General features: G+C 60.5%; 17 protein-coding genes and 4 tRNA genes. 3 read left to right on the top strand and 18 right to left on the bottom strand.

The window, feature by feature from the left end; translation table 11 throughout:
• Positions 1-81: 81 nt before the first annotated feature.
• The 6 genes from PSH90_RS09635 to leuC form a co-directional block, all read right to left on the bottom strand.
• Positions 82-1092, bottom strand: coding sequence for an aspartate-semialdehyde dehydrogenase (locus PSH90_RS09635; protein WP_305382593.1), 1011 nt, complete (start codon positions 1090-1092; stop codon positions 82-84).
• A gap of 245 nt (positions 1093-1337) precedes the next feature.
• A complete protein-coding gene (gene asd / locus PSH90_RS09630) occupies positions 1338-2450 on the bottom strand; it encodes an aspartate-semialdehyde dehydrogenase (protein ID WP_016773934.1) in 1113 nt (370 codons plus the stop codon).
• Between the two features lie 66 nt (positions 2451-2516).
• Positions 2517-3599: a 3-isopropylmalate dehydrogenase gene (gene leuB / locus PSH90_RS09625; protein WP_016773933.1), complete on the bottom strand. Its 1083-nt coding sequence runs from the start codon at positions 3597-3599 to the stop codon at positions 2517-2519.
• 55 nt (positions 3600-3654) lie between these two features.
• Positions 3655-4422 carry a class I SAM-dependent methyltransferase gene (locus PSH90_RS09620; RefSeq protein WP_095179493.1) on the bottom strand — a complete coding sequence of 256 codons (768 nt, stop codon included), beginning with the start codon at positions 4420-4422 and terminating at the stop codon, positions 3655-3657.
• 132 nt (positions 4423-4554) lie between these two features.
• Positions 4555-5199, bottom strand: a complete 645-nt coding sequence (gene leuD, locus PSH90_RS09615; RefSeq protein WP_024012386.1) for a 3-isopropylmalate dehydratase small subunit — start codon at positions 5197-5199, stop codon at positions 4555-4557.
• A gap of 2 nt (positions 5200-5201) precedes the next feature.
• Positions 5202-6632: a 3-isopropylmalate dehydratase large subunit gene (gene leuC, locus PSH90_RS09610; protein ID WP_041478531.1), complete on the bottom strand. Its 1431-nt coding sequence runs from the start codon at positions 6630-6632 to the stop codon at positions 5202-5204.
• Positions 6633-6771: 139 nt separating this feature from the next.
• On the opposite strand from leuC, the gene PSH90_RS09605 reads away from it, so the two are divergent.
• The 3 genes from PSH90_RS09605 (at position 6772) to PSH90_RS09595 (ending at position 12790) form a co-directional block, all read left to right on the top strand.
• On the top strand, positions 6772-7662 hold the full coding sequence (locus tag PSH90_RS09605; RefSeq protein WP_024012384.1) for a LysR family transcriptional regulator: 891 nt from the start codon (positions 6772-6774) through the stop codon (positions 7660-7662).
• 63 nt (positions 7663-7725) lie between these two features.
• The gene (locus PSH90_RS09600; RefSeq protein WP_024012383.1) at positions 7726-11004 is read left to right on the top strand and encodes a PAS domain S-box protein; all 3279 of its coding nucleotides are present in this window, start codon (positions 7726-7728) and stop codon (positions 11002-11004) included.
• Positions 11005-11098: 94 nt separating this feature from the next.
• Complete coding sequence (locus tag PSH90_RS09595) at positions 11099-12790, top strand: molecular chaperone HscC (RefSeq protein WP_305382592.1); 1692 nt, start codon at positions 11099-11101, stop codon at positions 12788-12790.
• Here the strand turns inward: PSH90_RS09595 and PSH90_RS09590 are convergent.
• From PSH90_RS09590 to gltX, 12 genes are all read right to left on the bottom strand, one after another.
• On the bottom strand, positions 12787-15477 hold the full coding sequence (locus tag PSH90_RS09590) for a DUF805 domain-containing protein (protein ID WP_150635756.1): 2691 nt from the start codon (positions 15475-15477) through the stop codon (positions 12787-12789). The two genes, PSH90_RS09595 and PSH90_RS09590, sit on opposite strands and share 4 nt — an antisense overlap.
• A complete protein-coding gene (locus PSH90_RS09585; RefSeq protein ID WP_150635757.1) occupies positions 15474-16169 on the bottom strand; it encodes a DUF1266 domain-containing protein in 696 nt (231 codons plus the stop codon). The genes PSH90_RS09590 and PSH90_RS09585 overlap by 4 nt, the downstream gene beginning before the upstream one ends.
• A 188-nt stretch (positions 16170-16357) precedes the next feature.
• Positions 16358-16804 (bottom strand): Hsp20 family protein, encoded by a 447-nt coding sequence (locus PSH90_RS09580; protein ID WP_016773925.1) that lies wholly within the window; start codon positions 16802-16804, stop codon positions 16358-16360.
• A 119-nt stretch (positions 16805-16923) separates the two neighbouring features.
• Positions 16924-17883 carry a tRNA-dihydrouridine synthase gene (locus PSH90_RS09575; RefSeq protein ID WP_150635758.1) on the bottom strand — a complete coding sequence of 320 codons (960 nt, stop codon included), beginning with the start codon at positions 17881-17883 and terminating at the stop codon, positions 16924-16926.
• A 175-nt stretch (positions 17884-18058) separates the two neighbouring features.
• Positions 18059-18502: a thioesterase family protein gene (locus tag PSH90_RS09570; RefSeq protein WP_016773923.1), complete on the bottom strand. Its 444-nt coding sequence runs from the start codon at positions 18500-18502 to the stop codon at positions 18059-18061.
• A 46-nt stretch (positions 18503-18548) separates the two neighbouring features.
• The gene (locus tag PSH90_RS09565; RefSeq protein WP_016773922.1) at positions 18549-19382 is read right to left on the bottom strand and encodes an alpha/beta fold hydrolase; all 834 of its coding nucleotides are present in this window, start codon (positions 19380-19382) and stop codon (positions 18549-18551) included.
• A gap of 30 nt (positions 19383-19412) precedes the next feature.
• The gene (locus tag PSH90_RS09560; protein WP_041478525.1) at positions 19413-19952 is read right to left on the bottom strand and encodes a TetR/AcrR family transcriptional regulator; all 540 of its coding nucleotides are present in this window, start codon (positions 19950-19952) and stop codon (positions 19413-19415) included.
• Positions 19953-20133: 181 nt separating this feature from the next.
• Positions 20134-20209 (bottom strand) — tRNA-Glu (locus tag PSH90_RS09555).
• 80 nt (positions 20210-20289) lie between these two features.
• Positions 20290-20365, bottom strand: a tRNA-Ala gene (locus PSH90_RS09550).
• A gap of 53 nt (positions 20366-20418) precedes the next feature.
• Positions 20419-20494 (bottom strand) — tRNA-Glu (locus PSH90_RS09545).
• 79 nt (positions 20495-20573) lie between these two features.
• A tRNA-Ala gene (locus PSH90_RS09540) sits at positions 20574-20649 on the bottom strand.
• 188 nt (positions 20650-20837) lie between these two features.
• On the bottom strand, positions 20838-22319 hold the full coding sequence (gene gltX / locus PSH90_RS09535; RefSeq protein ID WP_095180271.1) for a glutamate--tRNA ligase: 1482 nt from the start codon (positions 22317-22319) through the stop codon (positions 20838-20840).
• Positions 22320-22474: the final 155 nt, after the last annotated feature.

The following is a 22474-nucleotide window of genomic DNA, read 5'->3' as shown; positions in this document are numbered from 1 at the left end:
GAGGGTGACTCGTCATCGACGCGCTTCGGGCAAGCATAGCGCTCACCTAGAATCAGTCGACAAATTGTTGCCAAGTATCTTTTACAGCAGGTCTTTTATCAACAACTCAGCCAGTTGCACGGCGTTGAGAGCCGCGCCTTTGCGTACGTTATCTGACGTCAGCCAAAGATTTAGTTCCGCCGGGTCGTCGACGCCCGTCCGCACGCGGCCTACGTAGACCACGTCCTGCCCCACCGCATCGCCGACGGCGGTCGGATAATCGCCAGCCTCGACCAGCTCGATGCCCGGTGCGGCCTCAAGCGCTGCGTTGACCTTTTCCAGGTCGACAGCGCTGCTTGACTGCAAGGTCACGCTAAAGCTATCGCCAAAAAACACCGGGGCTTGAACGCAAGTGGCAGAAATCTTCAATAAAGGTTTTGCCAGAACCTGGCGCAGCTCTCGAACCAATCGTTTTTCCAGCAGCGTGTGGCCCTGCGCATCCGGCGTACCGACTTGTGCCAGCAGGTTGAAGGCCATCTGCCGGTCGAAGAACGTCGGTTCCAGCGGACGCATGTTGAGCAGCTCGGCGGTCTGCCGCGCGAGCTCGGTGACCGCCTCGCGGCCTTGTGCCGAAACGGCCAGATTGGCGGTGACGTTGACGTATTGCAGATCGAGCAGATCGAGCAACGGCGCCAGCACCACCGCAAGCGTCGTCGCAGACGGGCTTGGGCTGCTGACCTGGAATGGGCTTTTCAGACTGGCGAGAATATCGGCATTGGCCTCGGGCACCACTTGTGGCGCCTGATCGGTGGGCAAGGCGCCGGACAAGTCGATCAACGAGCAACCGGCAGCATGGGCGCGAGCGGCGTAGCTCAGCGACACAGCAGCGCCGGCGGCGAAGAACACCAGTCTGACCTTGCTGAAATCGAACTCGTCGACCTCGCGCACGCGTACGTTTTTGTTGCGGAAAAGCACCGAGCTGCCGGCCGATTCACTGCTGGCCAACAGGTGCAGGTTGCCGACCGGGAAGTCGCGTTCTTCGAGAATCTGTACGAGGGTTTCGCCGACAGTACCGGTGGCGCCGATAACGGCGATATCGAAAGTCTGGGTCATGGAGCTACCTCTGGCAAAACGGGGGGAGCGGCACTTTACCGGGTGGGTGGCGCACAGGCAATTTCTGCAGGATTTGCGGCGGCTGGACCGGCCCTTTCGCGAGCAGGCTCGCTCCCACAGGGACCGCATTTCAATGTGGGAGCGAGCCTGCTCGCGAAAAAGGCAGTACAGACACCGGAGAAATCCTTGGCATAAAAAAACCCGCACCTCTCACAAGGCACGGGCTTCTTCAATGCTTCAAGCGATCAACGCTCGAGCAGGATCCGCAGCATGCGGCGCAGCGGTTCGGCCGCGCCCCACAGCAGCTGGTCGCCGACGGTGAAGGCACCGACGAATTGCGAGCCCATGTTCAGCTTGCGCAGACGACCGACCGGTACATTCAGGGTGCCGGTGACCTTGGTCGGGCTCAGCTCCTGCATGCTGATCTCGCGGTTGTTCGGTACCAGCTTGACCCAAGGGTTGTGCTGGCTGATCAGCCCTTCGATATCGGCGATCGGTACGTCTTTGTTCAGCTTGATGGTCAGCGCCTGGCTGTGGCAGCGCATAGCGCCGATGCGCACGCAGATGCCGTCGACCGGAATTGGGCTCTTGAAGCGACCGAGGATCTTGTTGGTCTCGGCCTGGGCCTTCCACTCTTCGCGGCTCTGGCCGTTCGGCAGCTCCTTGTCGATCCATGGGATCAGGCTGCCGGCCAGCGGTACACCGAAGTTTTCGGTCGGGTACGCGTCGCTGCGCATGGCTTCGGCCACGCGACGGTCGATGTCGAGGATCGCGCTGGCCGGATCGGCCAGTTGATCGGCGACAGCGGCGTGGGTCGCGCCCATCTGCTTGATCAGTTCACGCATGTTCTGCGCGCCGGCACCGGAGGCCGCCTGATAGGTCATGGCGCTCATCCACTCGACCAGACCGGCCTCGAACAGACCGCCCAGGCCCATCAGCATCAGGCTGACGGTGCAGTTGCCGCCGATGTAGTTCTTGGTGCCCGCGTCCAGCTGCTGGTCGATGACCTTGCGGTTGACCGGATCGAGAATGATCACCGCGTCATCGTTCATACGCAGGCTCGACGCCGCGTCGATCCAGTAACCCTGCCAGCCGGCTTCGCGCAGCTTGGGAAATACTTCGCTGGTGTAGTCGCCGCCCTGGCAGGTCAGGATCACGTCGAGGGTCTTCAGCTCGTCAATGCTGTAAGCGTCCTTGAGCGGAGCAATGTCCTTGCCCACGGACGGGCCTTGGCCACCGACATTGGACGTGGTGAAAAACACCGGCTCGATAAGATCGAAATCCTGCTCTTCCAGCATCCGCTGCATGAGCACGGAACCGACCATCCCGCGCCAACCGATCAGACCTACACGTTTCATCGCAACTACACCTTCTTGAAAAGTGGGCCGCTGCTTTGTATTGAATTTCGCAGCGGGCCCGAGAGATTACAGATTCCGCAGCGCGGCGACTACTGCGTCGCCCATTTCCTGCGTACCGACTTTGGTACAACCGGCCGAGTGGATGTCGCCAGTGCGCAAGCCCTGATCGAGCACGACACTGACGGCTTTTTCGATGGCATCGGCAGCGTCATGCAGATTGAAGCTGTAACGCAGCATCATCGATACCGACAGGATCGTCGCCAGCGGGTTGGCAATGCCTTTGCCAGCAATGTCCGGCGCCGAACCATGGCACGGCTCGTACATGCCCTTGTTGTTGGAATCCAGCGAGGCCGACGGCAGCATGCCGATCGAACCGGTGAGCATCGACGCTTCGTCAGACAGGATGTCGCCGAACATGTTGTCGGTGACGATCACGTCGAACTGCTTGGGTGCGCGCACCAACTGCATGGCGGCGTTATCGACGTACATGTGGCTCAGTTCGACTTCCGGGTAATCCTTGGCCACTTGCTCGACCACTTCGCGCCACAACTGGCTGGATGCCAGGACGTTGGCCTTGTCCACCGAGCAGAGCTTCTTGCCACGAACCATGGCCATGTCGAAACCGACACGGGCGATGCGGCGGATTTCGCTTTCGCTGTACGGCAGCGTGTCGTAGGACTGACGCTCGCCGTTGTCCAGCGTACGGGTGCCACGCGGCGCGCCGAAGTAAATGCCGCCGGTCAGCTCACGGACAATGAGGATGTCCAGACCGGCAACGATTTCCGGTTTCAGGCTCGACGCGTCGGCCAGTTGCGGATAGAGGATCGCCGGGCGCAGGTTGCCGAACAGGCCCAGTTGCGCGCGGATTTTCAGCAGACCGCGCTCAGGGCGGATGTCACGCTCGATGGTGTCCCATTTCGGGCCACCGACCGCGCCCAGCAGCACGGCGTCGGCAGCGCGGGCGCGATCAAGGGTTTCGTCGGCCAGCGGCACGCCATGCTTGTCGATGGCCGCGCCGCCGATCACGTCGTGGCTCAGCTCGAAGCCCAGGCTGTACTTGTCATTGGCCAATTCCAGCACCTTGACCGCTTCGGCCATGATTTCCGGACCAATACCGTCACCCGGGAGAATCAGAATTTGCTTGCTCATGCTTTCCTCGTGTCTTCAAGCGGTGCGCCAGTGAACGGCGCGCCGGGAAAAATTCCTATCGCTCGGCCATCAGCACGATCACATCGGTACTGAACGAGCCGTCGGCATCTATCTCAAAATACTCACGCACTTCGTTGCCCATCGACTGCTGCAACTGGCGGATCGCCGCGCGCATCACGTCAGGTGTGCGCATGCGCTCGACCCAACTGCTGTACTCCAGACGCAGGCGCTGACGGGTGGTGCTGCGCACATGCAGACCGGCCTCGCTGACCTGGCGCAGCCACTCGGCGGCGGAGTAGTCGCGGACATGGCTGGTGTCGCGCAGCACTTCGACGCTTTGCAGGTAAGTGTCGAACAACGCACTGCCCGGTGACAACACGTCAACGAAAGCCGCCACCCCGCCCGGCTTCAGCACCCGGCGCACTTCGCGCAAGGCCAGACCGAGGTCGCTCCAGTGATGCGCCGAATAGCGGCTGAACACAAAATCGAACTCGCCATCGGCGAACGGCAAGCGCTCGGCAGCACCGTTGACGGTAATGATATTGCTCAAGCCGCGATCGACGGCAGCGCCGGCAACCACATCAAGCATTTGCTGCGACAGGTCGTAAGCCACCACCTCCTTGACCAATGGAGCGACATGGAAACTGACATGGCCTGCGCCGCAACCCAAGTCCAGCAAACGAGCCTCGCCCTGCCCGGCCAGCTCAGCCTGTAGCAATGCGAATTCGGTGCCTTGAGCGTGAACGGCGCTGCTCAGGTAGGCGGCGGCCTGTTCACCGAATTGCTTTTGTACGACCTGAGTGTGTTGGGCGGTGCTGGTCATGGGCACATCCTGGTATCTATGTTGTTTGCGCTGCCGTCTTCGCGAGCAGGCTCGCTCCCACAGGGGAATGCATTCCAAGGTGGGAGCGAGCCTGCTCGCGAAGAGGCCCGCCCTGACTACATCAATCCCGAATCAAGCGTCGCGAAACAACCACGGCTGACTAACCCGATGCTTGGCTTCGAACGTCGCAATCGCATCGCCGTCCTGCAAGGTCAGGCCGATATCGTCCAGACCGTTGAGCAGGCAGTGCTTGCGGAACGCATCGATCTCGAAGCTGTACACCTTGCCATCCGGGCGGGTCACGGTCTGCGCCTGCAAGTCGATCTGCAATTGATAACCCGGCTCGGCTTCAACTTGCTTAAACAGTTCATCAACTTCTGCATCGCTGAGAATGATCGGCAGCAGGCCGTTCTTGAAACTGTTGTTGAAGAAGATGTCGGCGTAACTCGGCGCGATGATGCTGCGGAAACCGTACTCTTCCAGCGCCCACGGCGCGTGTTCACGGCTCGAGCCGCAGCCGAAGTTCTCGCGGGCGAGCAATACGCTGGCACCCTGATAACGCTCGGCGTTGAGGACGAAATCCTTGTTCAACGGGCGCTTGGAGTTGTCCTGATACGGCTGGCCGACATCCAGATAACGCCACTCGTCGAACAGGTTCGGACCGAAACCGGTGCGCTTGATCGACTTCAAGAACTGCTTGGGAATGATCTGATCGGTGTCGACGTTGGCACGATCCAGAGGCGCGACAAGACCAGTGTGCTGAGTAAATGCCTTCATCTTTACTGTGCTCCTTGGATCAATTCACGAACGTCGATGAAACGGCCGTTCACCGCTGCCGCCGCCGCCATGGCCGGGCTGACCAGGTGGGTACGGCCACCGGCGCCCTGACGGCCTTCGAAATTACGGTTGGAAGTCGAGGCGCAATGCTCGCCGGACTCCAAACGGTCCGGGTTCATCGCCAGGCACATGGAGCAACCCGGCTCGCGCCATTCGAAACCGGCCTCGAGGAAAATCTTGTCCAGCCCTTCGGCTTCAGCCTGCGCCTTGACCAGACCCGAGCCCGGCACGACGATCGCCTGCTTGATGGTCGAGGCGACCTTGCGGCCCTTGGCGATCACCGCAGCAGCGCGCAAGTCTTCGATGCGCGAGTTGGTGCAGGAACCGATGAATACGCGATCAAGCTGAATGTCGGTGATCGCCTGATTGGCGGTCAGACCCATGTATTTCAAGGCGCGAACGATCGAGTCACGCTTGACCAGATCCATTTCCTTGGCCGGGTCCGGCACGTTCTGATCCACGGCCAAAACCATCTCAGGCGAAGTGCCCCAGCTGACTTGCGGCTTGATCTGCGCGGCGTCCAACTCGACCACGGTGTCGAATTTGGCATCGGCGTCGGAGACCAGGTCTTTCCAGGCTTCGACGGCCATGTCCCACTGCTCGCCCTTCGGCGCGAATGGACGACCTTTGACGTAGTCGATGGTCTTCTGATCTGCCGCCACCAGGCCGACGCGGGCGCCGGCTTCGATGGACATGTTGCAGATGGTCATGCGGCCTTCGACGGACAGATCGCGGATCGCGCTGCCGGCAAACTCGATGGCATGGCCGTTACCGCCGGCGGTGCCGATCTTGCCGATCACCGCAAGGACGATGTCCTTGGCGGTCACGCCGAACGGCAATTGGCCTTCGACGCGCACCAGCATGTTTTTCATTTTTTTGGCGACCAGGCACTGGGTGGCGAGCACGTGCTCGACCTCGGAGGTGCCGATGCCGTGGGCCAACGCACCGAATGCGCCGTGGGTCGAAGTGTGCGAGTCACCGCAGACCACGGTCATGCCCGGCAAGGTCGCGCCCTGCTCCGGACTGATCACGTGAACGATGCCCTGACGCACGTCGTTCATCTTGAATTCGACGATGCCGTATTCATCGCAGTTGTCGTCGAGGGTCTGCACCTGCAAACGCGAAACCTGATCGGCAATGGCTTCGATGCCGCCCTTACGCTCAGGGGTGGTCGGTACGTTGTGATCCGGGGTCGCAATGTTGGCATCGATGCGCCAAGGCTTGCGCCCGGCCAGACGCAAGCCTTCGAAAGCTTGCGGCGAAGTCACTTCGTGGATGATGTGACGATCGATATAGATCAGCGCCGAGCCATCGTCGCGCTGCTTGACCAAATGCGAATCCCAGAGCTTGTCGTAGAGCGTTTTGCCGGCCATCAGACGGTTCCTCATCAGCTTGTTTCTATGCCCTGGGCTTATCAATAACCCTTTGGCTTGTGAGGCCGATCCTATGGGGTTAGATTAAATAACTCAAATTCATATTTTTTATGCTTTGGATAACCAACTGGAATGCGACATGGACTTGGCTAACCTCAACGCTTTTATTGCCATCGCCGAGACCGGCAGCTTCTCCGGCGCTGGCGAACGCCTTCATCTGACCCAACCGGCGATCAGCAAGCGCATCGCCGGTCTTGAGCAGCAATTGAAGGTGCGCCTGTTCGACCGCTTGGGCCGCGAAGTCGGCCTGACCGAGGCCGGGCGCGCCCTGCTGCCACGGGCTTATCAGATTCTCAATGTGCTCGACGACACCCGCCGCGCCCTGACCAACCTGACCGGCGAGGTCAGCGGCCGCCTGACCCTGGCCACCAGTCACCACATCGGCCTGCATCGCTTGCCGCCTCTATTAAGGGAGTTCACCCGCCGCTACCCACAGGTTGCGCTGGATATTCAGTTCCTTGATTCGGAAGTGGCCTACGAGGAAATTCTCCACGGCCGCGCAGAACTGGCGGTCATCACCCTCGCGCCAGAGCCGCATACCCTGGTCAAAGCTACGCCGGTATGGGACGACCCGCTGGATTTCGTCGTCGCCCCGGAACACTCACTGATCAACAACGGCGCCGTCAGTCTGGCGGACATCGCCGGCCATCCGGCGGTTTTCCCCGGCGGCAACACGTTTACCCACCACATCGTCCAGCGTTTGTTCGAAGCTCAGGGCCTGACGCCGAACATCGCCATGAGCACCAACTATCTGGAAACCATCAAGATGATGGTCTCCATCGGCCTGGCCTGGAGCGTGCTGCCGCGCACGATGCTCGACGAACAAGTGGCAAGCATCGCATTGCCGGGCATACAGCTCACTCGCCAGCTAGGCTATATCTTGCACACCGAACGGACGCTATCGAATGCAGCACGCGCCTTCATGGCCCTGCTGGATGCACAAATCGATCGGCCAGGGATCCCGGCCTGACTTGTGCTACTCCTATAGAGCCGCTCCTGTGCCTAACGCCACTCAGCTCAAGGCCCGCTGACAATGCCGAAATCTGTTGACCGAACTCCGCCGATGCCGCGAATCCAGGCTGTCGATCCGCGCCATTCCGAGCAGAGCTGGGAAAGCGCGCCGCAATTGCTCGCCGCGCTCAACGGCGCGCGGCTCGGTGCCTGGTATTGGGACATCGAACGTGGGCAGATCAGCTGGTCACGGGGCACTCAGGCGTTATTCGGTTTCGATCCACGGCAGCCATTACCTGCCGACCTGGAATACCTCGACCTGTTGCCGCCGGAAGACCGCGCGAAAACCGTGCGCGCCTTCCACGCGGTGATCGCCGGCGCCCCGCTGGAGCAGGCGATGCATCACCGTATTCGCTGGCCCGACGGCAGCCTGCACTGGCTGGAGATCAGCGGCAGCCTGCTGCCGGACAAGAACGGCCGGCCCCGAATGATCGGGGTGATTCGCGAAATCACCCACCAACGCCAGCGCGAGCAGGCCCTGAGCAGCTCGGAGAAACGTTTCGCGACACTTTTCCACCTGTGCCCGAACATGGTTCTGCTGACCCGTCAGGATGACGGTCTGATCAGCGAGGCCAACCAGTATTTCGAAAGCCTGTTCGGCTGGCCGGTGCAAAGCGCGATCGGCCGCACCACCCTGGAACTGGGCTTGTGGGTGCACCCCGAGCAACGCGCCGAACTGGTGAAGAAAACCAAAGCCAAGGGCGAGCTGATCAGCATGGAAGTGCAGTTTCGCGCCAGCAATGGCCAAGTGCACGACGGCATCCTCAGCGCGCAGAAGGTCGAGCTCGAAGGCCAGCCCTATCTGCTCAGCACGTTCCTCGACACCACCGAACGCAAAGCCGCCGAACTGGCCTTGAAGGACAGCCAGGAACGCCTCGACCTGGCGCTGGACTCGGCGCAACTCGGCACCTGGGACTGGCACATCCCCAGCGGCATGCTTTACGGCTCGGCGCGCGCTGCGCAATTGCACGGGCTGGAGCCGATTCCATTCCATGAATCATTCGAGGAGTTTTTCGAAGGCGTGCCGGGCGAGGAACGCGACAGCATGCGCGACGCCTACCGCAGCCTGCGCGAAGGCCCCGCCGGCAATTATCAACTGACCTATCGCGTGCAATTGCCCGACGGCAGCTCGCGCTATCTGGAAAGCCGCGCGCGACTCTATCGCGACGACAACGGCGCACCGCTGCGCATGGCCGGCACGTTGCTGGACATCACCGATCAGGTCGAGCGCGAGCAGCGGCTGGTAGCCTCGGAAGAGAAATTCGCCACGCTGTTTCAGGTCAGCCCCGATCCGATCTGCGTGACGCGCCAGGAAACCGGGGAATTCATCGAGATCAATTCGAGCTTCAGCCAGACCTTTGGCTGGAGCGCCGCCGATGTGATTGGCCACACCGCCGAGGAAATCGGCCTGTGGGACGCCTCGGCGAAGAGCCTGCAACGCATCGAACGGGTGATTCGCGAACAAGGCCTGAGCAACGTGGCCATTCTCGTCCAGCACAAGGACGGCCAGTCGCTGACCTGCGTGATTTCCAGCCGGCAGATCAGCGTCGGCGACCAGCCGTGCATCGTCACCACCCTGCGCGACATCACCCAGCAACAACGCTCGGAAGCAGCGCTGAAGGCCAGCGAAGAAAAATTCGCCAAGGCGTTTCACTCCAGCCCCGACGCCATCACCATCACCGAGCGCGACACCGGGCGTTATCTGGAGGTCAACGACGGCTTCTGTCGCCTCACCGGCTATCGCGCCGACGAAGTGGTGGGCAAAACCGTTTATCAGGTGGGGATCTGGGCCGAAGAGAAACAGCGCTCGACCTTACTCGCCGAGTTACAGATCAAGGGCCGCGTGCATCATCAGGAAATGCTCGGGCGCAACAAGCGCGGCGAATTGCTCACGGTGGAAGTCTCGGTCGAGCCGATCACCCTCAATGAAACCGCGTGCCTGCTGCTGACCGCGCGCGATGTCAGCCTGTTGAAGAACGCCGAAGCGCAGATTCGTCACCTGGCCTATCACGACCCGCTGACCAACCTGCCCAACCGCGCCCTGCTGATGGATCGCCTGAGTCAGCAGATCGCCCTGCTCAAGCGCCACAATCTGCGCGGCGCCTTGCTGTTTCTCGACCTCGACCACTTCAAGCACATCAACGATTCCCTCGGTCACCCGGTCGGCGACACCGTGCTGAAAATCATCACCGCGCGGCTCGAAGCCAGCGTGCGCATGGAAGACACGGTAGCTCGCCTCGGTGGCGATGAGTTCGTGGTGTTGCTCAGCGGCCTCGAAGGTTCGCGCAGTGAAGTCAGCGAACAAGTGCGCGCGCTGGCCGACACCATTCGCGAATTGCTTTCGGAGCCGATGTTCCTCGATGGCCAGCGCCTGCAAGTGACGCCGAGCATTGGCGTGGCGCTGATTCCCGATCACGGCTCGACCCCGACCGACCTGCTCAAACGCGCCGACATCGCGCTGTACCGGGCCAAGGATTCCGGGCGCAACACCACGCAGATGTATCACAACACCATGCAGAAAGCGGCCAGCGAACGCCTGCGCATGGAGACCGACCTCCGCCTGGCGCTGTCGCGCGGCGAGTTCAACGTGCATTTTCAGCCACAGGTCGATGCCCGCGACAACCGCATCATCGGCGCCGAAGCCCTGGTGCGCTGGAACCATCCCGAACTTGGTGCGCAATCGCCCACCGAGTTCATCAAGGTGCTGGAAGATAGCGGCCTGATTCTCGAAGTCGGCACCTGGATCCTCGATGAAGCCTGTAACGCCTTCAAACAATTGATCGCGTTGAAACTCGTTGACCCGCTGAACTTCAGCCTGTGCGTGAACATCAGCCCGAGGCAGTTCCGCCAGAACGATTTCGTCGAACGCATCGAACACAGCATGACCAGCCACGGCCTGCCCTGCTCGCTACTGAAACTGGAAATCACCGAAGGCATAGTCATTCAGAATCTGGAAGACACCATCAGCAAAATGCGCCGCCTGAAAAAGCTCGGCGTGAGCTTCGCCATGGACGATTTCGGCACCGGTTATTCATCGCTGACGTATTTGAAGCGGCTACCGGTAGACACCCTGAAGATCGACCAGTCGTTCATCCGCGATGCAACCACTGACTCCAATGTCGCGGAGATCATTCGCGCAATTGTCGCGATGGCGCGCAGCCTTGAGCTGGAAGTCATTGCCGAAGGCGTGGAGACGCCCGCGCAACTGGCATTTTTACAGGGGCTGGAATGCCATTTGTATCAGGGCTATCTGCATAGCCGGCCGGTGGGGTTGGAGGATCTGAAAAAACTGCTGCCCTGAACCGGCCGCTGCACAGACTGGCAACAGAGCAACAATTGCCACGCTTTGCCTCAGCCTGTAGGGTCGCGTTTTTTGCGCCGCTTCGAGATCAACCATGCAGGATGCATCCCTTCCTCGCCCGGCCCTGCTGGGCATCGACCTTGGCACCACCAACAGCCTGATCGCCGTCTGGCGTGAAGGCCGCGCCGAACTGATCCGCAACGCCCTCGGCGATGTGCTGACACCGTCGGTGGTCAGCCTTGATGAAGACGACACGATTCTGGTCGGCAAAGCCGCCCGCGCCCGCCTGACCACGCACCCGGAACGCACTGCCGCCGCGTTCAAGCGCTTCATGGGCAGCGACAGGCAAATCCAGCTCGGCTCTTGCCAGTTCAGCCCGGAAGAGTTGTCGGCGCTGGTGCTTGGCTCCCTCAAGCAAGACGCGGAAGCCTTTCTCGGCCAGGCGGTCACAGAAGCGGTCATTTCCGTACCGGCATATTTCAGTGACGAGCAGCGCAAGCGTACCTTGTTCGCCGCCGAACTGGCCGGGCTGTCCGTGACGCGCCTGATCAACGAACCGACCGCTGCCGCCATGGCGTACGGCCTGCACGAACAGAAGTTCGAACGCACGCTGATTTTCGATCTCGGCGGCGGCACGTTCGACGTCACCGTGCTCGAATACGCATTGCCGCTGATCGAAGTGCACGCCTCCACTGGCGACAACTTTCTTGGCGGCGAAGACTTCACCGCAGCCCTGTTGCAGGCCTGCCTGAAAAATTGGCAACTCACCCCCTCAACGATCGATGCACAAGCCATGGCCAGCCTCGGTGATGCCCTCGAACAGCTGAAATGCAAACTCGGCGAAGGCGCGCAGCAGTTGAGCTGGCGGCATGCCGAGCAGACATTCGAATGGGAACTGGATGAAGCCGCTGCAGTGAAAATATGGGAGCCGTTGCTGGCCCGCTTGCGCGCGCCAATCGAACAGGCTCTGCGCGATGCCCGACTGAAACCGCGCGACCTCGACAGCCTGGTGCTGGTCGGTGGCGCCACGCGCATGCCGGCGGTACAGCAAATGGTCGCCACGTTGTTTGGACGCCTGCCTTATCGGCATCTTGATCCAGACACTATCGTGGCGCTGGGGGCGGCGACGCAGGCGGCATGCAAGGCGCGGGACGGTGCGGTCGAGGAATTGATTCTGACGGATGTCTGTCCGTATACGCTGGGGATTTCGACCAATCGTGGCGAAGGCGTCAGTGGCGCGTTCTCGCCGATCATCGAGCGCAACACGGTGATTCCAACGTCACGGGTGCAGCGTTACTCGACGACGTTTGCACAACAGACTGAAATCCGTATCGCCGTTTACCAAGGGGAACGCCCGTGGGTACGCGACAATATTTTCATCGATTCTTTCGACATCCAGTTCACCCCTAGTGAGCAGCTGCAGAGCCTCGATGTGCGTTTCAGTTATGACATCAACGGCCTGCTGGAAGTAGACGTCACGCTTCTGGAAACCGGCGAACGTTACGGCCACAGCATCGACCGCAGCCCGACCGGACTGGATGAACAGGCGCGCAGAGACAGCCATGCCCGGCTCGCGACGCTCAAAGTCCACCCTCGCGACGCCCTGCCCAACCGCACCCTGCTCGCACGACTGGAGCGAGCATGGATGCAAACTCTGGGCGACGAGCGTGCGCGCATTGCCGAGTGGATGGACACCTTCAACACCGTGCTTGCCGGCCAGCAAGCCAGCGAAATCGCCAGCCACCGCTCAGCGCTGAATGAGGCGCTGGACCAGATGCGTCTTTAACCGTTCAGTTGCCGTAAAGCAGCCTGCAACCCGCCGGACAACATATCTGCCCCACTGTCCGGCGGCACGCCATAGCGGTTAGGCAGTTTGTCTCCCGGAAAGCCGAACAACACCAGCGGCAGGAATGGCAGAAACGGCGACAATCCCAGAAATATCAGCAGTGTCGGTATGCCCCGGCCCATATCGTGCAACCGCCGTAGAACTGCCGCGAACAACAGCAGCACGCCAAGCAAAAAGATGACCATCCCGCCAATCGTCGTGCCCGTTATCAGCCCGGCTATTGGGGTTACCACTACGCATCCCAGGACCTGAGCGATAAAAGCTCTGCGCCCCAGCCGTGATCCGAGGCGCCAGAAAGCTTTCGCTGGTACTGGCTGGACATCACTGTTGGCTAACAGCAACCGCTCCGACCACGACAGCAACGCGCACAGTGCCAAGCGCAAACCGACGCTGTTCTGCACGTCATCCTTACCCTGCTGCAGCTGCCGCAATACTCGCGTTTTCGGCACTCCGGCAGCGCCGTAGCGAATCAAGCTTTTGAGCGCATCCAGCGCCTCATAGGCCAATAGTTTGTCGACACCGAAATCCGTCAACACCTTGCGCGGTGGCCACACCGGTTCGCCCTTGATCAGACCGTCGCGAAAGCCTTCGAACCAGTCATCCTCGCAACTGACCGCTTCAATCGACTGCAACAACGCCCGGTGCTGCTCGGCGCTCAGGCTTGGATCGTGGTAGAGCACGCCCCAGAACATCAACAAGCCCAGCAGGTCATCGCCGCACGCCGCACGGTCACTTTCGACGCAGGTGTAAAGCAGGGTATTGGCGGGCAGCCTGGCGCTGTCGAGAGCCTGCTCGACACTGAACAACTGTTGCACCAGCAAACCGTGCACAGGATCGTCACCCTGCAGCCAGCCGAGCAAACCGGCGCAATTGCCCTGCTCACGCAGCAAGCGCCGCAATAGCGGCTGCAGTCGGCTCAAAGGATGCGCAGGATTGAACGGCAAACGCTCCAGACACTGCGCATCAATCAATTGCAACCAGCGCTCGGGTTGTTCCAGCAATGCCAGCAAAAACACGGTTTGAGCGTGCCAATCCCAGATGGCCGCTCCCAAACCGATCGGCGGCAAACCTGTCGCGCGCCGACTCAACTGGAGCATGAGATCGAGTTGCGACAGGTCATTGCCGTCTTTGACCGCACTCAGCTCGAACGCGTCGGCAATGCGTGCAAGCGCCGTGTCGCTATAGGGCCGCAAGCGCTGCAACCACAGACGACAAACCTTGTGCAGCGCACCTTCGGACAACGCGAGAGGCAATTGCGGTGAAAGTGTTTGCGAGTCAGTGAAAGCGCTCATGGCCTGCGCAACAGGCGCCTTGGCCAGCCAATGCAGATGTTGCCTGGCCTGATACTTCAGGCCGCTCAATACCAGGCATTCCAGCGCGTCCACCGGCAGCGGTTCGTCGACAATCTGCTGCAACAAGGCCGAATCACCACGATGCAGCGCCCAGGCGTGCCGGTACAGACGCAGCAAACGGCTGTCGTGGTTTTCGCCGATCAACTGCGCGAGCAATGGCAACTCGTCGCCCGCCATGCGCCAATCAACAAAGCTTTGCGCCAGTGCATCAAGCTTGAGCCGTCCGACACCCAACCAACGGGTCAAGGTCTCGGGCCGTTGTGACGGACTGCCATACACTTGGCACTCAGCACCCAGTTCGTCCGGCCAAACGGCGCAGTCCTCCAGACGATCGAACGCCTGAATCAGCAACGGCAGAAAGGTCGGCTGACGCTTGGCACACAGCTCCAGCAAGCGACTCTCTGCCGCGGGATGGCGATGTTCGCTCCAGAGCCGAATCCAGCATGGAAACGCTTGATCGTCGTGCCCCAACAGACTGTACTGACACGCCAGCAGGTACAGCCAGTCGACGTTATCCGGCGCGGCATCGTGCTGTTCGGCACAGCACTGCAGGAACGTCGGCGCGCCCATCCCCGCTTGGGTGAACTGCACCAGCAACCGCTTGAGGTACGCGGCATCGTTGGGCAACGGCAAGCACGTGTGCCGACTGGCGAACTCGGCGAACTCGTGAAGCGGACGCTGAGTAAAGATGAAATCGAGGCTACGGGCATACCACAGCGACTCGGTCTGTGCCGGCTCTGACCAGGCGCTCATCAGATCCGTGTCGAACGGGTCGGGCGCCTTGATGCGCTGCAAAAAGCCTTCTACCGCTTGCGCATCGTCGAATGCCAAATCCAACAGTTGCTGGTCCCAGGCCATGCGTTGCGCCAACAGATTCGCACAACGGTAGGACAACGGACCGGCGCCGGACAGTCGGTGGTACAAGCCCCAGTTGAGGTCATCGAAAACCTCCAGTGACAAATCATCCAGCGTCCGGACGAATGCCTGCCACGCCGCGTGATTGAAGCGTCGCGCGGGATCATCCAGCAGCGCACAGAAATCCAGGAAAGCTTGAGGCGCCCGAACGATATTGGCTTGTGCAGCGTCGATGTCGCCTTCAGCCTCTGCCTCTTCTTCACGGGCCAGACGCAGGGCGCTCTCGTAGGCCATGCGTAACGCCTGAAAACCTTCCGGGTCGGTTTCCGGATGGTGCGCCGGCAAACGGGCGCGATAGGCGCTGCGAATCAGGGTTTCGTCAGTAGTCGGTTCAATGCCCAGTCGAATCCAGCAACTCATGACCAGTCGAACTCCCCAAGCGATGCCGGACGAGACGGCGGATCAATATCCATGTGCCAAGGCAGATCGGCGAGAAAGTGTGGAATGTTTTGCGCAAGGCCTCGGGCAATCCTGGTGTTGAAAGCGCTGGTGCCCTCACGACTCATCTCGACCGCCAGTTCATCATCGCTTTTGCTCATGCAGCACCAAAAAGTTCGTCCCACCAGAAAGCCGTTGAAATAAGCCATCCAGCTGCCGTAATGAAACTGCGCCCTCAACGCCAGACGACTGTGCAACCAGTTGCTCTCGGCCAGATCGATCCATTGATTACGCACGGCGCAGCGCAACAGAAAGCCCATCCGGCCGTAATCCCAGGACAGAATGCCGCCGGGACCACAGCTGCCGAAGGTACGGCTGGCAAATTCATGCAGGACGCGCTCGCGCGGGTTCAGTTCATTGAGCAACGACTGCCATTCACTCGGCAGGCATCGCTGCCAGGCCAGATAGGCCCCGCTGAGGTGCTTGGCATGGCCGTCGTCGGTCATCCATCCGAGCATGTCGAACAACTGTCGGCGATCATCGATACCCCAACTTTCCTTGAGGTTGATGTAACGATCGTTGCAGAACGCCGGGTCGTCATACCCGGCGCCGGTGTTGAGCGCGGCCATTGGTGCGGACAACGCGCACAGCCAGCGCTGTTGAATCTCGTCCATGAAAAAAGGCTCCAGGCCGACCGCTGGGAAATGGGGGTCGGCAAAACTGCGCAGATTGTAAAGAGCCCCGACAACAGCGGCAAACCCTGCATCGCTTTGATTGCGCGCACAAAAAAGGCCCCGACGTATCGGGGCCTTTCGTTCAGCGGCTTATCGCCGATTCGGGCGATTGTGTGTCAGCACATGAATCAATGCTGCAATGCCGGCTGCTGCGCTCCATTGATCGGGATGCGCTTGGCTTTCGCTTCTTCCGGGATCACACGGAGCAGGTCGATGCTCAGCAGGCCGTTGCGCAGCGCAGCGTCCTTGATCTCGATGTGATCGGCCAGACGGAACGACAGCTTGAAGGCTCGCTGGGCGATGCCTTGATGCAAGAACGTGACGCTTTCGTCAGTGTCACGCTTGCCGCCACTGATGGTCAGCACACCCTTTTCGACTTGCAGGTCCAGGTCTTCTTCCTGGAAACCGGCGGCCGCGACGACGATACGGTATTGGTCATCACCGTGTTTTTCGACGTTGTAGGGTGGATAGCTGCTGCCAGGCTCGTTACGCAGGGCGGTTTCGAACAGGTCGTTGAAACGGTCGAAACCTACCGAGGAACGGAACAGTGGCGCGAGAGAAAATGCAGTACTCATGATTCAAATCTCCTGAAAACAATCAGCAAGGTTTTGTGTCTCCGCGACCCGAATTCGGCATCGCGTAACCCTTAGATAGGGACCGCTGTTTTGATTTCAAGAGAATATTTTGAGATTTTTTATGCGGCTTCGACGAGCGGCAATCCGAGCAAGCGCGAGACTTGATCCGGCTCGGTTTCGCGACGCAGAACAGTGAAAAGCTCGGCGGCTTCCGGGTAGTTGCGCGTCAACATGGCCAGCCATTGCTTGAGGCGACCGGGCGATTGGCGTGCGGTCATCTGCGCCTTGGCCTGCAGCCAGAAGTCCTGAATCAGCGGCATCAGCTCGGCCCAGGTCATCTCGACGACCTCGTCGCCAGCGCGCGCCGCAGCGATCTGCCGAGCGAGATCCGGGCGGGAGACCAGCCCCCGACCGAGCATGATGTCTTCGACACCACTGATTTCGCGGCAACGGCGCCAGTCTTCGACGCTCCAGATGTCCCCGTTGGCGAAGACCGGGACCTTGACCACATCCTGCACACGCGGGATCCACTCCCAATGAGCCGGCGGTTTGTAGCCGTCCATTTTCGTCCGCGCATGTACGACGATGTGCTCTGCCCCGCCTTCGGCGAGCGCCGTGGCGCAGACCAGCGAGCCGTCAGGACTGTCGAAACCCAGGCGCATTTTCGCGGTGACCGGGATGTGCGCCGGTACGGCGCGACGGACATGCTCGACGATCTGGTTGAGCAGCTCCGGCTCCTTGAGCAGCACGGCGCCGCCACGGGATTTGTTGACGGTCTTGGCCGGGCAGCCGAAGTTGAGGTCGATCACTTCCGAGCCAAGCTCGCAGGCCAACGCGGCGTTTTCCGCCAGGCACACCGGATCGGAACCGAGCAATTGCACGCGCAGCGGCACGCCGGACGCGGTGCGAGCGCCGTTGAGCAGCTCGGGGCCGAACTTGTGGAAATAGGCCGGCGTGAGCAACTGGTCGTTGACCCGAATGAACTCGGTCACGCACCAATCGATGCCGCCAACGCGGGTCAACACGTCGCGCAGGATGTCGTCGACCAACCCTTCCATGGGCGCCAGAGCAATTTGCATGGGGAAACACTACTTGAAGAAAAAACGTGCGGCAGTTTACTGGATATCGCACAAATCCGCAGAACTACACATATCTCTGTGGGAGCGAGCCTGCTCGCGAAGACGGTCTGTCAGTTGACGCATGCGTAACTCACGCGATGCTTTCGCGAGCAGGCTCGCTCCCACAGGGTGAGATTCACATGGCTTCTGCAATCTGGATCGCCGGGCCATAGCCTTCGATAAATTCCGCCGGCATACGCTTGGGCTTGCCGGTCGACAGTTCGATGCACACAAATGTGGTCTGCGCGCGCAACAGGGTGGCGTTGTCGCTGGGGCGTTTGAGCTGGAAATGCCGGGTCATTTTCAGGCGCTGATCCCAATCGACGATCCAGGTCGCCAGTTGCAGTTCATCGCCTTCATAGGCGGCGGCCAGATAATCGATTTCGTGGCGGACAACGGCCATTGCTCGGTCCAGACGCCGGTATTCGACCAGGTCCAGGCCGAGGCGCTGCGAATGGCGCCAGGCGCAGCGCTCGAGCCAGGTGACGTACACCGCGTTATTGGCGTGCCCGAGCCCGTCGATGTCTTCGGCGCCTACTTGCAGATCAATGGTAAACGGCGTTGCCCGATCCCAGCCCATGCCCCACTCCCGGTCAAAGTATTCAACCGAGGCAGTGTAACGGAGCTCAGGCCGATTGGCGCGCCTGAAGACTGCGACCGGCGAGCAGTGATAACACGCCATCAATCACTCGAGGGTCGGCCAGCACGCGTTGATGGCCGCCGCTTTCCAGGCGCAGCAGGCGGCTGTCGAACCAGGCTTCGTGAATCAATTGCGATTCTTTGACCGAGACAAAATTGTCGTCCTCGGCATGGACGATCAGGCCGGGCATATCCAGTTGATAGTGGGCCACGTCCAGCGTCGCGGCGCGCATGCCGACGTCCTGCTCGACCTGACGAATGAACGCCGAACGCGCGCGCGGCGGCATGCCGACCATTCGCGCGAAACCGCGCAGCACGCCGAGAATCCGCGACGGTGCGGCGATGCTGACCAGGGTTTCGGTGCGCAGCCCCAATTGCACGGCGAGCATCGCGCTGGCGCCGCCCATGGAATGGCCGATAACCGCTTGCAGCGGCGGCAATTCGGCAGCGGCTTCAAGCATGGCGCGGGCGAACAGCACTACATTGGCTTCTCGCCCAGGGGAGCGACCGTGGGCCGGGCCATCGAGCGCGACGACGGTATAGCCGGCATCAACCAAAGCGTTTATCAGCGAAGCGAATTGCGTTGGCCGCCCTTCCCAACCATGCATCAGCAACACTGTAGGACCTTGGCCCCAACGCAGCGCCGACAGACCGAAGCGCAATGTGATGCGTTCGGAGCTGGCCAACAGCGGCAGCTCCCAATCGCGCAGCGGTAGCGCGCGGGGCGTCATGAACGCCAGACGCATTTTGCTTGCCACCAGTTTCGGTGCAAACCAGCCCAAGGTACCGTTAACGCCACGAACCCACTTCAACGCGTTCATCGCACTCTCCTCAGACTTGTTGCCTTCAGGTCAACGCACCGCCGACTTGGCAGCGCGCAGCAATCGATCGGATAAATCTCCCGGACCCAGCGCTCTGGCCAAGGCCAGACCACCGACCATCAACGCGACATCGGCCAAAGCCTTGTCGGTGTCTTCAGGGCTGGCCGCCAGTTGCGCGACCATCAATTCCAAATGCTCGTTCAGCGCAATGCGGAACGACTCCGGCAAACGCCCCAGCTCCCCAATCGAGGCCGGGATCGGGCATGCAGCCTCGCTGGAATCCCGGTGTTTGCGTGACAGGTAGAACGCAGCCACCAAAGCGCGACGCTCTTCGCCGGTCAGATCGGCGTCCATGTCGGCAATCAGGTCGCGACGGCGGCCCAGCAGCTGTTTGAACGCCTCGAGCATCATCGCGTCCTTGCTTTCGAAGTGCGCATAGAAGCCGCCGACAGTCAGCCCGGCGGCGCCCATCACTTCACCCACGCTCGGGTCTGCCGGGCCGCGTTGAATCAATGCGGCGCTGGCAGCCTTGAGGATGCGTTCGCGGGTTTGAGCTTTTTTATCGTTCATCGTTGCCTCCGAATATTACGACTAGAATATTATTCGCATAATAATATTCCGCAAGTCATGAATATGACCGCTGGTCTGAAGCACAGTGTAAGGAAAAAGGAGAGTTGGCCAAACGCCGGACAAACAAAAGGGCCATTCAATAATTGAATGACCCTTATAAATCCCGCAGAGCGGGTAATCGTGGCGTCCCCTAGGGGACTCGAACCCCTGTTACCGCCGTGAAAGGGCGGTGTCCTAGGCCACTAGACGAAGGGGACACAAACCCTTCTATACAACTGATCAGTGCTGAGAGCTGATCGATTCAAGGCCGGTGTGGCCAGACCTTGAACTGTAAAATTGGTGGAGCTAAGCGGGATCGAACCGCTGACCTCCTGCATGCCATGCAGGCGCTCTCCCAGCTGAGCTATAGCCCCGGATTTTTCGCCTCGCGGCGGAGTGATCTCTTGCAACATCACTTCTGTAAAACTGGCGTCCCCTAGGGGACTCGAACCCCTGTTACCGCCGTGAAAGGGCGGTGTCCTAGGCCACTAGACGAAGGGGACGCAAACCCTTCTATACAACTGATCAACGCTGAGTGTTGATCGCTTCAAGGCCGGTGTGGCCAGACCTCGAAGTGTAAATTGGTGGAGCTAGACGGGATCGAACCGTCGACCTCTTGCATGCCATGCAAGCGCTCTCCCAGCTGAGCTATAGCCCCTCATCGCTGAGGACGGGGCGAATCTTAAGGGCGTATCGAAAGCCTGTCAAACTTATTTTTGAAAAATTTCAAAATTTTTTGCCGGGATAACAATCACTTACCGCCCTCCCCCGTAAATTCGGGAGAAACGCCGAAGGCAGGATCAAAAGATCGCAGCCTTCGGCAGTCCTGCAGAGAAGCAAAAGCAATCAGGCGATGGCGCCCAAGAGCTTTTCCCATTCCTTGTTTTCTTTCTTCGACACGCCGCCCAGCAGGTCAATCGCCTGGCGCAGACGGAAACGGGTCAGGTCCGGGCCGAGGATTTCCATCGCATCGAGCACCGACACCGAACTGGCCTGCCCGGTGATCGCAGCAAACATCAACGGCATCGCATCGCGCAGTTTCAGCTCGAGGGACTCGACCACCGCCTGGATCGTCGCGGTGATGCTGTCCTTCTCCCACTGCCGCAGGCTTTCCAGTTTCCACAGGATCAATTGCATCAACTGGCGAACCTGATCGCCGGAGAGCTTTTTCGACTCAAACAGCTTGGCATCCGGATTCACGCCGCCGGCAAAGAAGAACCCCGCCAGCGGTGCGACCTGGCTGAACGTTTCAACACGGCCCTGAACGTGCGGCGCGATTTTCATCATATAGTCGGAATTGAACGCCCACTTCTGCACGCGGGCGGCAAACTCTTCCACCGGCAGATCGCGCAGCCACTGGCCGTTGAGCCACGACAGCTTCTCGATGTCGAAAATCGGCCCGCCGAGGGAGACACGCTTGAGGTCGAAGTTGTCGACCATTTCCTGCAGCGAGAACTTCTCGCGCTCGTCCGGCATCGACCAACCCATGCGGCCGAGGTAGTTGAGCATCGCTTCCGGCATGAAGCCCATGCGCTCGTAGAACGTCACCGAGGTCGGGTTCTTGCGCTTGGACAGCTTGCTCTTGTCCGGGTTACGCAGCAGCGGCATGTAGCACAGCTCCGGTTGTTCCCAGCCGAAGTATTCGTACAGCAAAATCAGTTTCGGTGCCGATGGCAGCCATTCTTCGCCACGCAGCACGTGGGTGATGCCCATCAGGTGATCGTCGACGACGTTGGCGAGGAAGTACGTCGGCAGGCCGTCGGTCTTCATCAGCACTTGCATGTCCATGCGATCCCACGGGATCTCGACGTCGCCACGCAGCATGTCCGGCACCACGCAGACGCCTTCATTCGGCACCTTCATGCGGATCACGTGCGGTTCGCCAGCAGCCAGGCGCGCCGCGACTTCTTCCTTCGACAGCAGCAGTGCGCGGCCGTCGTAGCGCGGAGTTTCGCCCCGAGCCATTTGCTCGGCGCGCATCTGATCGAGTTCTTCGGCCGTGCAGAAGCACGGGAACGCATGGCCCATGTCGACCAGTTGCTGGCAGTACTTCTGGTAGATGTCGCCGCGCTCGCTCTGCCGATACGGGCCGTGCGGGCCGCCGACGTCCGGGCCTTCGCTCCAGTCGATGCCGAGCCAGCGCAGGGCGTCGAAGATCTGCTGTTCGGACTCGCGGGTCGAACGCAACTGATCGGTGTCTTCGATGCGCAGGATGAACTCACCGCCATGCTGCTTGGCAAAGCAGTAGTTGAACAATGCGATGTAAGCGGTACCTACGTGGGGGTCCCCGGTAGGCGATGGCGCGATGCGAGTGCGGACGGTGGTCATGGCTTGTCTCGAAAAAATGAAGAGCAGAACAATCAAGCGGCGAATGGTAACAGGCGACACCCGCCCCGCTCCAGCGGGCAGGGTATTTAAGCCAGATGCCCTAAGCCCTTCGGATGGTGTGAAGGCCATTCGCGAGCAGGCTCGCTCCCACAGGG

The organism is Pseudomonas sp. FP1762, from assembly GCF_030687105.1.
GTDB lineage: Bacteria > Pseudomonadota > Gammaproteobacteria > Pseudomonadales > Pseudomonadaceae > Aquipseudomonas > Aquipseudomonas siliginis.
Note: the sequence above shows the minus strand (reverse complement) of the source record. Positions and strands in the feature narration are given on the sequence as shown.

Coding starts and splice junctions, on each gene's coding strand:
- PSH90_RS09635 (WP_305382593.1), bottom strand. CDS start 1,092: ATGACCCAGACTTTCGATATCGCCGTTATCGGCGCCACCGGTACTGTC.
- asd (WP_016773934.1), bottom strand. CDS start 2,450: ATGAAACGTGTAGGTCTGATCGGTTGGCGCGGGATGGTCGGTTCCGTG.
- leuB (WP_016773933.1), bottom strand. CDS start 3,599: ATGAGCAAGCAAATTCTGATTCTCCCGGGTGACGGTATTGGTCCGGAA.
- PSH90_RS09620 (WP_095179493.1), bottom strand. CDS start 4,422: ATGACCAGCACCGCCCAACACACTCAGGTCGTACAAAAGCAATTCGGT.
- leuD (WP_024012386.1), bottom strand. CDS start 5,199: ATGAAGGCATTTACTCAGCACACTGGTCTTGTCGCGCCTCTGGATCGT.
- leuC (WP_041478531.1), bottom strand. CDS start 6,632: ATGGCCGGCAAAACGCTCTACGACAAGCTCTGGGATTCGCATTTGGTC.
- PSH90_RS09605 (WP_024012384.1), top strand. CDS start 6,772: ATGGACTTGGCTAACCTCAACGCTTTTATTGCCATCGCCGAGACCGGC.
- PSH90_RS09600 (WP_024012383.1), top strand. CDS start 7,726: ATGCCGAAATCTGTTGACCGAACTCCGCCGATGCCGCGAATCCAGGCT.
- PSH90_RS09595 (WP_305382592.1), top strand. CDS start 11,099: ATGCAGGATGCATCCCTTCCTCGCCCGGCCCTGCTGGGCATCGACCTT.
- PSH90_RS09590 (WP_150635756.1), bottom strand. CDS start 15,477: ATGAGTTGCTGGATTCGACTGGGCATTGAACCGACTACTGACGAAACC.
- PSH90_RS09585 (WP_150635757.1), bottom strand. CDS start 16,169: ATGGACGAGATTCAACAGCGCTGGCTGTGCGCGTTGTCCGCACCAATG.
- PSH90_RS09580 (WP_016773925.1), bottom strand. CDS start 16,804: ATGAGTACTGCATTTTCTCTCGCGCCACTGTTCCGTTCCTCGGTAGGT.
- PSH90_RS09575 (WP_150635758.1), bottom strand. CDS start 17,883: ATGCAAATTGCTCTGGCGCCCATGGAAGGGTTGGTCGACGACATCCTG.
- PSH90_RS09570 (WP_016773923.1), bottom strand. CDS start 18,502: ATGGGCTGGGATCGGGCAACGCCGTTTACCATTGATCTGCAAGTAGGC.
- PSH90_RS09565 (WP_016773922.1), bottom strand. CDS start 19,382: ATGAACGCGTTGAAGTGGGTTCGTGGCGTTAACGGTACCTTGGGCTGG.
- PSH90_RS09560 (WP_041478525.1), bottom strand. CDS start 19,952: ATGAACGATAAAAAAGCTCAAACCCGCGAACGCATCCTCAAGGCTGCC.
- gltX (WP_095180271.1), bottom strand. CDS start 22,319: ATGACCACCGTCCGCACTCGCATCGCGCCATCGCCTACCGGGGACCCC.